This is a genomic window from Bacteroides sp. AM16-24 (assembly GCF_003471885.1).
Taxonomy (GTDB): domain Bacteria; phylum Bacteroidota; class Bacteroidia; order Bacteroidales; family Bacteroidaceae; genus Bacteroides.
On the sequence record NZ_QRKI01000007.1, the window covers coordinates 263770 to 277296 of the forward strand.

General features: G+C 41.5%; 10 protein-coding genes. 5 read left to right on the top strand and 5 right to left on the bottom strand.

Features of this window, described 5'->3' with window-relative positions:
- Positions 1-250: 250 nt before the first annotated feature.
- The 3 genes from DW182_RS10870 to DW182_RS10880 form a co-directional block, all read right to left on the bottom strand.
- Positions 251-1198 (bottom strand): site-specific integrase, encoded by a 948-nt coding sequence (locus DW182_RS10870; RefSeq protein WP_118295516.1) that lies wholly within the window; start codon positions 1196-1198, stop codon positions 251-253.
- A 214-nt stretch (positions 1199-1412) separates the two neighbouring features.
- On the bottom strand, positions 1413-2870 hold the full coding sequence (locus tag DW182_RS10875) for an aminoacyl-histidine dipeptidase (protein ID WP_118295517.1): 1458 nt from the start codon (positions 2868-2870) through the stop codon (positions 1413-1415).
- Between the two features lie 238 nt (positions 2871-3108).
- A complete protein-coding gene (locus tag DW182_RS10880) occupies positions 3109-4092 on the bottom strand; it encodes a lysylphosphatidylglycerol synthase transmembrane domain-containing protein (protein ID WP_117694511.1) in 984 nt (327 codons plus the stop codon).
- Between the two features lie 160 nt (positions 4093-4252).
- Here DW182_RS10880 and rsmA point away from each other — a divergent pair, with 160 nt between their 5' ends.
- The 3 genes from rsmA (at position 4253) to DW182_RS10895 (ending at position 8482) form a co-directional block, all read left to right on the top strand.
- On the top strand, positions 4253-5044 hold the full coding sequence (rsmA, locus tag DW182_RS10885; RefSeq protein ID WP_118295518.1) for a 16S rRNA (adenine(1518)-N(6)/adenine(1519)-N(6))-dimethyltransferase RsmA: 792 nt from the start codon (positions 4253-4255) through the stop codon (positions 5042-5044).
- A 124-nt stretch (positions 5045-5168) separates the two neighbouring features.
- Positions 5169-6509 carry a magnesium transporter gene (mgtE, locus tag DW182_RS10890; RefSeq protein WP_115502303.1) on the top strand — a complete coding sequence of 447 codons (1341 nt, stop codon included), beginning with the start codon at positions 5169-5171 and terminating at the stop codon, positions 6507-6509.
- A gap of 116 nt (positions 6510-6625) precedes the next feature.
- Entirely contained in the window at positions 6626-8482 is a 1857-nt protein-coding gene (locus DW182_RS10895) for a DUF349 domain-containing protein (RefSeq protein WP_199678575.1), read from the top strand.
- A 75-nt stretch (positions 8483-8557) separates the two neighbouring features.
- Here DW182_RS10895 and DW182_RS10900 read toward each other — a convergent pair whose 3' ends face one another.
- Together DW182_RS10900 and DW182_RS10905 are read right to left on the bottom strand one after the other, a co-directional pair.
- The gene (locus tag DW182_RS10900; RefSeq protein ID WP_118295519.1) at positions 8558-9736 is read right to left on the bottom strand and encodes a phosphoribosylaminoimidazolecarboxamide formyltransferase; all 1179 of its coding nucleotides are present in this window, start codon (positions 9734-9736) and stop codon (positions 8558-8560) included.
- A gap of 53 nt (positions 9737-9789) precedes the next feature.
- A complete protein-coding gene (locus DW182_RS10905) occupies positions 9790-10416 on the bottom strand; it encodes a murein L,D-transpeptidase catalytic domain-containing protein (protein ID WP_199678576.1) in 627 nt (208 codons plus the stop codon).
- A 211-nt stretch (positions 10417-10627) separates the two neighbouring features.
- On the opposite strand from DW182_RS10905, the gene guaA reads away from it, so the two are divergent.
- Complete coding sequence (gene guaA / locus DW182_RS10910; protein WP_007667072.1) at positions 10628-11935, top strand: glutamine-hydrolyzing GMP synthase; 1308 nt, start codon at positions 10628-10630, stop codon at positions 11933-11935.
- A gap of 48 nt (positions 11936-11983) precedes the next feature.
- The gene (locus DW182_RS10915; protein ID WP_118295521.1) at positions 11984-13393 is read left to right on the top strand and encodes a hypothetical protein; all 1410 of its coding nucleotides are present in this window, start codon (positions 11984-11986) and stop codon (positions 13391-13393) included.
- Positions 13394-13527: the final 134 nt, after the last annotated feature.

Sequence of the window (13527 nt, forward strand, 5' to 3'; positions counted from 1 at the left end):
TCGGGTATGCTTATAAAAATAGATACATGACATTTTCTCAAAACGAAGTATTTAAGAAGGTCTCTATTTCAAAAGGAAAAGCTATTATGCTGTAATACTGAACAATAAATATAACAGAGGGCAAATAAAAAAGATAAAAGAACAACTACCCGAAATATCATTTCAGGAAAGATTCTAACCATTCGTAGATTTATTTCTACAAAATATCAGTGACTTCTAATTAAAATCAGATAATACTCATTCCAATCATTTAAAACACAGAGGCGTACCCTTTCACAAAAGAGATTACCTCCTGATTAGCTTTATCTATTTTCTGATTTTGAAAAGGCTTCAGATAAGTTTCAGTAACCTTGATAGATGAGTGTCCCATAGCCTCTGATATGATACCTGGGTGTATTTCACAATAATAGGCCATTGTTGCCCAAGTATGCCGAATGGTATAGGTACTCAAGTGAGCATGGCCTCTCACATACCTCTTCAATACGGACAAACGATGATTAAAAGCCCTCAATGCCGATTGATATTCATGATAAGCCGTTTCAGTTCCCTCCGGACTGGATAAAAAGGGAAATAGATAGGGAGAATCTCCATCCTTATTAGCCACCAGTTGCATCAGCCTCAAAGCTTCAGGGATAAGCATCACAGTTAACGACCTACCGGTTTTCCGCCTCCGATACCTCAGAATATTACCTTGAATATCTGTCTTACGCAAATACGCCAAATCGACAAATGGTATACCGCGTAGCAAAAACATCAGTGCAAATAAGATTTTAGTCTTTTGCAAGTCTACAGGCAAAGTATTGTATAGGGGCGTTTTCTCAGCTTCACAAAGTAAGTTCCCTATGTCAGAAGCATCCAAAGCTCTTCTTTGATCAGCACACACACTGGTATGCACATGTCTAAAAAGCCGTGGAATGTACAAAGCGTAACCATTATCCACTGCCCGGTTATAAGTTGCCCGAAGCACTTTCATATAAGTAGAAACTGTATTCCAACTGCATCTCCGCTGGCGCAAATGAATCTCAAAATTCTTCAGAAGATTCGGAGTTAACTTGCCAAACGGTATATCCCTGTTATTATTAAATGCAGAGAAAGAATTCCGGGCACTCCGGTACACATGTGCAGTTCCCCATTGACCATTAGCACGAAGCTCCTGGATAGTTGAGGATAACATATCCAATAATAATTTTTGTTTCATAATAAATTGTTTCTCGAGTACAATTACTCTTTTTTTAATGAATTACAGAAAAAAAAACAGCTTTATTTGCACATTTATGGAAAAACAGTTATGTTTGCACCATATTTTGTGCCGTTACCTATAAAGTAACGGCATTTTTTTGATAAAAATATCAAAAAAAAGGCGGAGAGGATGTTTATGTATCCTCTCCGCCTTTTATATAAAAAAGACTTATTTACTTTTCCGGAGTCTGTTCCAACGTAGCTACCAAGAAATCATAGAACTTGGAAACTGTCGGAATCAAGGCACGTTCATCCGGTGAGTGCGGAGAGCGCAATGTAGGTCCGAAGGAAATCATATCCAATCCCGGACAGTTAGCACCAATAATACCACATTCCAAACCCGCATGAATTACTTTCACTGCCGGTTCTACACCGAATTGTTGCTTATAAGACAACTTCATGGCGTGCAGAATAGGAGAATCCACATTAGGCTGCCAACCGGAATAACCTCCGCTTAATTCCACCTTCATACCAGCCATAGCAAAACAAGCAGTCAGGCTGTCAGCCAGAAATTCTTTCATTGTATCGCAAGAGCTACGTGCCAGGATACGAACTTCTGCTTTGCCACCACCCATAATAACAATAGCCAGATTAGAAGAAGTTTCCACTGTATCAGGCACAGTAGGAATCATACGCATCACGCCATCCTGACAAGCCATCAATACATTAATCATATTGTCTTGGATTTCCGCAGGAACAATAGCTGCAGGAAGATCCACAGGTTCAATCGTCAGAGTGATGCCGCTTTCAATCGGGGTGTATTCCGCATTGATCTGTGCTTCATATTCCTTAATATAATCTTCCAGCCCTTCTGTATCTTCAGGATTAAACACCAATACAGCACATGCTTCACGAGGAATAGCATTACGCATATTCCCACCCTCAAAACTTGCCAACTGAGAATCAAATTCAATCAAGACATCATGCACTACGCGAGCTAAGAGCTTATTAGCATTTCCACGGCCCTGATTGATCTCCAAACCGGAGTGACCACCACGCAGACCTTTCAAAGTAACCTTACGGGCTACAAGATCGGCAGCAGGTGCTTCTTCTTTATATTCCAATGTAGCAGTCAGATCGATACCACCGGCACAGCCAATGTATAATTCACCTTCATCTTCAGAATCAAGATTCAACAGGATTTCACCTTTCAGTGTACCCGGCTTCAAGCCGAAAGCACCATACATGCCTGTTTCCTCGTCTTTCGTAATCAAGGCTTCCAGCGGGCCATGTTTCAGACTGTTATCTTCAAGCACAGCCATAATAGCTGCAACACCCAGACCATTGTCTGCCCCCAATGTAGTACCTTTAGCTTTCACCCAATCGCCATCGATATAGGTTTCAATAGGATCTTTTGTGAAATCGTGAACAGTATCATTGTTCTTCTGAGGCACCATATCCATGTGCGCCTGAAGAATGACGCCTTTGCGGTTTTCCATCCCCGGAGTAGCAGCTTTACGAATGATAACATTGCCTATTTCATCGACAAATGATTCCAAGCCTAAGCCTTTTCCAAAATTTACGAGGAACTCGGTTATCTTCTCCATGTGTCCGGACGGACGGGGAATTTGAGTCAGCGAATAAAAATGCTTCCACACATTCTGTGGAGCTAATTGCAAGATTGTACTCATAACATTTTAAAAGTTAGTTTTCGCAAATATACATTTTTATTCCCAAACTATGCAAGAACCTAAACTTTTTCCTGTGAAAAACCAACATTGCAGTAAGCACAAAGAAACACCCGGTGCCTACCAAACCTGTACCATCTCCGTACCATCTCCATACATATACAACCGAATTTGGTACGGACTTGACACGGACTTGGTAGGGAGTTGGTAGGGTCCGGATGCGCCCCCTACATTAACGAATCTATTTTGAACGATTGACCAATGACAGATGCAACCATCCATAAATACCCAGTACAATAACCAGCAATGTCTGTATACCATGCACTATCAACGCAAAAACTCCTGCATCGGTAGCATTGACACCATATAACATCATCATAGTAATAACAGCAAAGTGCCAGGGACCTGCACCATTGGGAGTAGGAACAATAACTGCGAAAGTGCCGCCCACAAACATCACCAAGCCTGCCAGAAAGCTCAGATGCTCAGTAAAAGAGAAGCAATAGAAAGTGATATAGAAGTGATAAAAATAGCATATCCATATAAGTAAGGTATAGAGAATGAAAAGTGGTATATTTTTTACACTCTTCAACGACATCACCCCTTCCCATACATTCAACACCACGCCTTTTACTTTCTCAAAGAAAGAAAGCATGCGCAGAAGAAAATAGAGTAATGCCAACACACCAATGATACTAAAAAGAACAACATAAAACCAGGGAGACGTCACCAGATGCACCAGCGAAGGAACTTTGGTACCCGTCTCTTCAAAAAAACGAAGGAAGACAGGCATCTGTATCAGAAAAGTAATCCCGGTAATCACAAGGATGGTCAACGTATCTATCAAACGTTCCGTTACCACTGTTCCAAGCGATTTGGCAAAAGAAACATCATCATATTTGGCAAGTACTCCGCAACGGGAAACCTCTCCTACCCGAGGAAGAATAAGATTGGCTGCATAAGAAACAAAGATAGCATCTACACAATCACCCGACTTGGGATAAGCACCAAGCGGGGCAAGTGTTTGCTTCCAACGCCAGCCACGAAACACATGACTCATCACACCAAAAAATAAAGAAAACAGCATCCATCCCCAGTTCGTTCCATGCAGAAGTACTTCTTTGGCGCGTGCAAAATCAAAATCTCGATACACCCAATACAAGATAAAACCGCCCAAAGCGACCGGCAAAAGGATCTTCAGTGTCTTTTTTAATAGTTTATTCATGCAGAATTCGTTATTCTTCGTCGAAAAGGATTACCTTTGCGAGCTGCAAAGATAGTGCAAATAGGAAGCAGAACAAAAGAAGCTTGCTTATTTTTAATGCTGAAGTATGGCCTATATTCGCGGAGCAAAGAGAGTGCAACAGTAATGATTGAGTGGATAAATGAGACTAGTAAAGCCTAAAAAGTTTCTCGGCCAACATTTCCTGAAGGATCTGGAAGTGGCGCAGGACATAGCCGATACCGTAGACGTATGTCCCGGGCTTCCTATATTGGAAGTGGGTCCGGGCATGGGGGTATTAACCCAGTTCCTGGTAAAGAAAGAACGTCCGGTGAAAGTAGTAGAACTGGATTATGAATCTGTTGCCTATCTACGTGAAGAATACCCGTCTCTGGAAGATAACATCATCGAGGATGACTTCCTGAAAATGAATCTGCAACGCTTGTTCGACGGGCAGCCTTTTGTACTGACAGGAAACTATCCTTATAATATTTCAAGCCAGATTTTTTTCAAGATGCTGGACAATAAGGAACTGATACCTTGTTGCACCGGTATGATACAAAAAGAAGTAGCCGAACGTATTGCTGCCGGTCCCGGAAGCAAAACATACGGCATTCTGAGCATATTAATACAGGCATGGTATCGTGTGGAATATCTTTTCACCGTACATGAGCATGTATTCAACCCACCGCCTAAGGTGAAAAGCGCTGTCATTCGCATGACACGAAACGAAACTCAAGCCCTCGGCTGCGATGAAAAACTATTCAAGCAAGTGGTGAAGACCACTTTCAATCAACGCCGCAAAACCCTGAGAAATTCGATAAAACCCATACTCGGCAAAGACTGCCCACTGACGGAAGATGTTTTATTCAATAAACGACCGGAGCAACTATCGGTACAACAATTCATTGATCTGACCAACCGGGTTGAACAGGCTTTGAAAGAGATGATTTAGCTACGGGTGACAAGCTACGAGCTACGAGTGATTGACTTGTGTTTTTTAAGTTTAATTGTTATAAGTTGCATATATGCTGCACAACCCTTGTAGCGCGCAGCTTGTAGCTAAAAACTAATTAATTATGGACGAAGAATACATTGACAACGTCAAAAACCTCATAGAGCAAAAAGACGCCGAAAACGTCAAAGCGCTCCTGATAGACTTACATCCTGCGGACATTGCCGAACTGTGCAATGACCTGAGTCCGGAGGAAGCACGGTTCGTATACCGTTTGCTGGATAACGAAACTGCAGCAGACGTATTGATGGAAATGGACGAGGACGTCCGTAAGGAATTTCTTGAAATACTTCCTTCTGAAACCATTGCCAAGCGCTTCGTGGACTACATGGACACGGACGACGCCGTAGACCTGATGCGTGAGCTGGATGAAGAGAAACAAGAAGAGATTCTCTCGCACATTGAGGACATCGAACAGGCAGGAGACATCGTAGATCTGTTGAAATACGATGAAGACACTGCCGGTGGCTTGATGGGTACGGAAATGGTAGTCGTGAATGAGAACTGGAGTATGCCGGAATGTCTGAAAGAGATGCGCCAGCAAGCTGAACAGTTGGATGAAATTTACTACGTCTACGTCATTGACGATGAAAACCGCCTGCAAGGAGTATTCCCGCTGAAAAAGATGATCACCTCCCCTTCCGTATCAAAGGTGAAGCACGTGATGCGGAAAGATCCGATTTCCGTGCATGTCGACACATCCGTGGATGATGTGGTACAGATTATCGAAAAGTACGACTTAGTAGCCGTCCCTGTTATAGATAGTATCGGACGGTTAGTAGGACAAATCACCGTAGACGACGTCATGGACGAGGTTCGTGAACAATCGGAACGCGATTACCAGTTAGCATCCGGTTTGTCTCAGGATGTAGAAACGGACGATAACGTAATGCGTCAGACGAGTGCCCGCCTGCCGTGGCTTATTATTGGTATGCTCGGCGGTATTGGTAATTCCATGATTTTAGGTAACTTCGATTCAACCTTTGCTGCCCATCCCGAAATGGCTCTCTACATCCCGCTGATCGGTGGTACGGGTGGAAACGTAGGCACCCAGTCTTCGGCTATCATCGTACAAGGTCTTGCCAACAACTCACTGGATGCCAAAGATATTTTCAAACAAGTCACAAAAGAGTCTGTAGTAGCCCTTATCAATGCTACTATTATTTCTCTACTAGTGTATGTATATAATTTCGCCCGGTTCGGTGCAACCGCTACCGTCACCTATTCCGTTTCCATCAGCCTGTTTGCCGTAGTTATGTTTGCATCTATCTTCGGCACGCTGGTTCCTATGACGCTGGAAAAGTTGAAGGTAGACCCAGCCATCGCTACCGGTCCGTTTATTGCGATTACCAATGACATCATAGGCATGATGTTATATATGGGAATTACCGTACTTCTCTCCTAAAACAAGAAAAAAGAAAAAAAACTCAGAAAAAAAGTATGAAGTAATTGTTTTATTTCATTAATTTGTGACCTAATGTAACCCGAACGGGTAAAACCGTTTCTTAAAACGTATGTACAATGATGGACACTCATGACACTAATCTCCCCGAAAAGGCGGCAGAATTAGAAGAAGAAAAGAAAGCAACCGAGGTTTCAGAACCGGCTCTGACCGAAACTCCGGCTGAAGAAGCAACGCAGGAAGAAAAGCCGGTAGAAGCTATACAGAAGCCAACCAAGGAGGAAATCCTGGCTAAGCTCAAAGAGGTTTCCGCAGATGTGGAAAATGCCGGCAAACAGGAAATAGATGGTCTGAAACAGGCTTTCTATAAGCTGCATAATGCCGAACTGGAAGCGGCAAAGAAACTATTCATCGAAAACGGGGGAACAGCAGAGAATTTCATTCCGACAGCAGATACTGTTGAAGAGGAGTTCAAGAACATCATGTCCGTCATTAAAGAGAAGAGAAGTGCATTGTCAGCCGAACAGGAAAAACAGAAAGAGCTGAACCTGCAAATCAAACTTTCCATAATAGAGGAACTGAAAGAACTGGTAGAATCACCCGATGATGCCAACAAATCCTATACAGAATTCAAGAAGTTGCAACAACAGTGGAATGAAGTAAAACTGATTCCGCAAGCTAAAGTCAACGAACTCTGGAAGAGCTACCAGCTCTATGTAGAGAAGTTCTATGACCTGCTGAAGCTGAACAATGAATTCCGCGAGTATGATTTCAAGAAGAACCTGGAAATAAAAACACATCTATGCGAAGCTGCCGAAAAACTGGCAGAAGAGCCGGATGTAGTATCAGCATTCCATCAGTTACAGAAACTGCATCAGGAATTCCGTGATACGGGTCCTGTTGCCAAAGAACTGCGCGATGAGGTATGGAACCGCTTCAAAGCAGCTTCCACAGCCGTAAATCGTCGCCACCAGCAGCACTTCGAAGCGTTGAAAGAGGTGGAGCAACATAACCTCGATCAGAAAACGGTAATTTGTGAAATCATTGAAGCGATAGACTATAATGAACTGACCAACTTTGCTGCCTGGGATAATAAGACACAGGAGATCATTGCTTTGCAGAACAAATGGAAAACCATCGGTTTTGCACCGCAAAAAATGAATATAAAGATATTCGAACGTTTCCGTAAAGCATGTGACGAGTTCTTCCGCAAAAAAGGAGATTTCTTTAAATCTCTGAAAGAAGGCATGAACGCAAATCTGGATAAGAAACGTGCCCTTTGCGAAAAAGCCGAAGCTCTGAAAGACAGTACTGACTGGAAAGCAACTGCTGACGAGCTAACCAAACTGCAGAAAGAATGGAAAACGATCGGTCCGGTAGCAAAGAAATATTCCGATGCAATATGGAAGCGCTTCATTTCGGCTTGCGACTACTTCTTTGAGCAAAAAAACAAGGCAACTTCTTCTCAACGTTCCGTTGAAGTAGATAACCTGAACAAGAAGAAAGAGATCATCGAAAAGCTGGGTGCTATTGATGAGAATATGGATACGAATGAAGCCACACAGTTGGTACGTGAATTAATGAAGGAATGGAACAGCATCGGTCATGTACCTTTCAAGGAAAAAGACCGTTTGTACAAGCAATACCACGGACAAGTGGATAAGTTGTTCGACCATTTCAATATCAGCGCTGCCAATAAGAAACTGAGTAACTTCAAGTCTAATATCAGTAACATCCAGGAAGGCAGTCCGCAGTCACTCTATCGTGAACGTGAGAAACTGGTACGTGCAGCAGATGCCATGAGAAACGAATTGCAGACCTACGAGAACAATCTCGGTTTCCTGACGGCTTCTTCCAAGAAGGGCAACAGCCTGCTGACGGAGCTAAATCGCAAAGTAGAAAAACTGAAAGCAGATATCGAGTTAGTAAAACAGAAAATTAAAGTTATCGACGACTCTATCCGTAGCGCCGAATAAATGAGGCCCGTATACTAAGAGAGGCTGTGTTAGCAATTAACACAGCCTCTCTTGTTTATCTGTATTCAGGTTCTATTAATGATGGAATAAACGGATACCAGTGAATGCCATGGCAATGCCATATTTATCACAGGTTTCAATTACATGGTCATCACGCACCGAACCACCTGCCTGGGCTATATATTCCACACCAGTCTTATGAGCACGCTCAATATTATCGCCAAATGGGAAAAAGGCATCTGAACCAAGAGATACTCCTCTCAATGTATCCAGCCATTCACGTTTTTCTTCGCGGGTCAGTACTTCCGGCTTCTCTGTAAAGAACTGTTGCCAAATGCCATCAGCCAACACATCTTCATGATCGTCACTAATATAAATATCAATTGTATTATCACGGTCGGCACGACGGATTTTTTCTACCCAAGGTAAGTTCAGAACTTTCGGGTGCTGACGAAGATACCAAATATCTGCCTTATTTCCGGCCAGACGAGTACAGTGGATACGGCTTTGCTGCCCTGCCCCGATACCGATTGCCTGTCCATCCTTCACATAACATACGGAGTTGGACTGTGTATACTTTAAAGTAATAAGAGCTATCATCAAATCACGCTTTGCAGCATCCGGAAAACTCTTGTTTTGAGTAGGAATATTAGCAAACAGCTCATCGCCATTCAGCTTTATTTCATTACGGCCCTGTTCAAAAGTTATTCCAAACACATCTTTGCGCTCAATCGGAGCTGGTCTATAATTCGGATCGATTTTAATTACATTATAAGTACCTTTACGCTTATTTTTCAGGATTTCGAGCGCCTCATCCGTATATCCCGGAGCAATAACGCCGTCTGATACTTCCCGATTAATAAAACGGGCGGTTGCTGCGTCACAAACATCACTTAAAGCGATGAAATCGCCATAAGACGACATACGGTCAGCACCACGGGCGCGTACATACGCATTGGCCAAGGGAGAGAGAGGCAGATCATCCGCGAAATAGATCTTTTTCATGATCTCATCCAATTCCAGACCAATAGCTGCACCTGCAGGACTTACATGTTTGAATGAAGTCGCCGCCGGCATGCCGGTAGCTTCTTTCAGTTCTTTCACTAACTGCCATCCATTTAAGGCATCCATAAAATTAATATATCCCGGACGTCCATTCAGGACTTCAATAGGCAGTTCACCCTCCTGCATAAAAATGCGGGCCGGCTTCTGATTAGGGTTACAGCCGTACTTGAGTTCTAACTCTTTTGCCATAGTTCTTATTATTTGAATAGAATTGCCGCAAAATTACTAAATATAAAGCAAAATCAATCATTATAAATCCACAACAATACAGGTTTGTTTTCGGCTTTGAGTAATGCATCAACTTGCCGCATCGTTTCATCACAGATTACCGGACATCCCTGACTCATGCCTAATGGAAGATGAGAAGGATACACCTCCTCCGCAGGCAAAGGAGTATATGAATGTAATACAACAATACGCTTAAATGCATTATCATTCGTTGTTTCTAAACCATGCAATTTATAATGTACATTGATTCCCCACTTACTGTAAGCCCTGATACCGACTTTATATTTTCCTAAAGAAGAACATAAACTCTCCGGTACATTACTAAAAACAGGCTTAGATGGAGTACTATCCTTTCCGTAGCCATGCGCACAGAGACTTGCATATTTAATGGAATCTCCTTTAAAATCCCAGACAAAGAAACGCTTTTTACCGGAGTGTATACTGAAATCCACCAAAAAGCAATAGCTTGTATTGAATCCGTTACTGACGCAATATGCCTTCGCTTCACGCGCCTTCGATTTCAATCGCTGATGAATGACAGTACCTACCGAAATATTTTCACCACCTCCTGCACAGACACCTTCTACCGAACCTAAAATAAAAAGAAACAGTAACAGCAAATATCGAACAAATCTCTTCATAAATCTCATAGTGTATCAGATGTGAATCAATAATAAATCTGAGGGATAAAGATATAAATTATTATCATTGCCTACAAAAAATGCGGCTCTGTTCTGAAAGTTTAGAGAATCAATACATTATAGTCTCTCTGAAAATCTTTATCTTTGCAAACCGTTTGAAAACAAAAGTGAATAATTAACGATACAATAACTTAAAAATAACCAGAATCAGATGAAGCAGGACATGATTGTTATCCTTGACTTGGGTAGTCATGAAAATACGGTATTGGCTCGTGCCATCCGTGCGTTAGGTGTATATAGTGAGATCTATCCTCATGATATAACCGTTGAAGAACTGAAAAAATTGCCCAACGTAAAGGGTGTTATTATTAATGGTGGACCGTGCAACGTAGTAGACGGTGTTGCCATCGATGTAAATCCGTCCATCTACGAGGCAGGAATCCCTGTGATAGCTGCCGGTCACGACAAAGCAACTTGTGCAGTGAAACTGCCACAGTTCACGGACGATATCGAAGCCATCAAAGCAGCGGTTAAGCCTTTCGTTTTCGAAACGTGCAAGGCCGAAGCTAATTGGAACATGACTAACTTTGTGAACGACCAGGTTGAATTGGTACGCCGTCAGGTCGGCAACAGAAAAGTATTGCTGGCTCTTTCCGGCGGTGTCGACAGTTCTGTAGTAGCAGCCCTGTTGCTGAAAGCAATTGGTGACAACTTGGTATGCGTACATGTAAATCATGGTCTGATGCGTAAAGGTGAGTCCGAAGATGTAGTAGAAATGTTCGGCAATCAACTGAAAGCAAACCTCATTTATGTAGACGCTACCGAGCGTTTCCTTACTAAACTGGAAGGTGTGGAAGATCCCGAACAGAAACGTAAGATTATCGGCGGAGAGTTCATCCGCGTATTCGAAGAGGAAGCGCGCAAGCTGGACGGAATCGACTTCTTAGGCCAGGGAACTATCTACCCCGACATCGTGGAAAGCGGAACAAAAACAGCCAAGATGGTGAAATCTCACCACAATGTAGGCGGTCTGCCGGAGGATCTTCAGTTCGAACTTGTAGAACCGCTTCGCCAGCTTTTCAAAGACGAAGTACGCGCTTGTGGTGTCGAACTAGGCTTGCCTTATGAAATGGTTTATCGCCAGCCGTTCCCCGGTCCCGGTCTGGGTGTCCGTTGTCTGGGCGCTATCACACGCGATCGTCTGGAAGCTGTACGCGAGTCCGACGCTATCTTGCGTGAAGAGTTCAGAATTGCCGGATTGGATAAGAAAGTATGGCAATATTTTACCGTAGTACCTGACTTCAAGTCAGTCGGCGTACGTGACAACGCCCGTTCCTTCGAATGGCCGGTTATCATCCGCGCTGTCAATACGATTGATGCCATGACCGCTACTATCGAACCGGTAGAATGGCCTATCCTCATGAAAATTACAGATCGTATCCTGAAAGAAGTGAAACATGTGAACCGTGTTTGCTATGATATGTCTCCGAAACCTAATGCTACCATAGAATGGGAATAAAAAAACGTCTCTCTTGCTATCATTAGACAAAGGAAATAATAAAATGGTATGATTCAATCAGTAGAAGAGTTTTTTCAGAAATATGGAATTTACACTTTTATAGCTGTTATGACGCTATTAGGCTTTTTCAATGGATTGAAAAAGCCTATAAAAAAGTATTATTTGGTTTTGTATCATAAATACAAGGAATATAAAAAAAATAAGATTCGGAATAAATTTTATGACACGATTAGTAGTATGGACTTTCTCGTGTGGTCCAATGAGCTTTTATCTCTGATCTATTCAGAACGATATTTCACTGAGATTTTTGGGATGAAGTTTCCTGCTTATTACATTTCTTGCGATCATTCTTATAAATACAGTGAATTTAAACGCCTGTATAATAAGGAAGAAATACCTTTTGAGAAATATCATATTGAAAAGAACTCATTGACAACTTCTCATTTTATGCACTATTCTATAAAAGAAGGATCTTTGAAGGATAGAATTTTAAGAAAGAGAATGATTAGTCAATACAAGAAAATAGTAGCAGATAGTATTAAATATCCTTATTTGCCTGGCTATATGCTTGATCGATATGAGCTTGATAAAAATAAAAGAATAAAGCATATATATGTACATTTGGGGACGTATCAGCAAAATATATATACAAGTCATATACTTGAATATGAATTATTTTATGCATATACGCGAACGAGAGGAGCCAAAATTGATGTAGATCAGGTATGGAAATATTTGCCTTTTAGAAAGCAAATTCACCATAATAACAGTATTCCTGATATTTTGTACTCTGGAATCAACAGATATTCATTATTGGGAGTACAAATGTTCGTTATGTTTTATGACCGCCATCAGAAAGAATATGTAACTCTTCTATTAAAAAGAGCACAAGACGTAGCTGCCAAGCCTGGTTATTATCAATTTATTCCTTCTGGAGGGTTTGAAGTTTATGAGAAAGAGCTGAACTTTAATGTAGCTATTATTAAAGAGCATTTTTCACTAAGGAAAGTAATATTCAGAGAGTATTTGGAAGAAGTATTTGGATTGGATGAATTCAAATGTGGAAACCTGCTTAAAAATACTGAAACAACCTATAAAATATTGAATCATCCAGAAATAATTAATCTTCTTGATCTGATAGAAAGCCAAAAAGCTTCTTTAGAGTTAATGGGAAGTGCTGCTGATTTGATAGGATTAAGGCACGAATTATCTTTTGTTTTAAGAGTGGATGATGAGAATTTTAGTAATAAAGTGTTCAGTCCCAATGATGAGTTTACCCATAATGAATCTTGCTCTTCCAGAATTAGAATAAAACTTAGCCAAATAGAGAAACTACTTGAAGGTAAACACAATATCAACCCTGCGAGTGCGGCTTTATATGCTATGGTTAAACAGAGTAAATTGTATAAAGAAATAGCAAAAAATAATTTCAAAAAGAGAGTTGAATTAACTTCTTGATAGTTGATAATGCGAATCAGGAGTTGAATCCGGTTCATTATTGCACCAGAAAGAGACTAAATGATATTTTACAGCATAGCGGGTAACCATTCTATTTTCCGCCTTGACATAAGTTGTTAGCTGCCATATCTTTG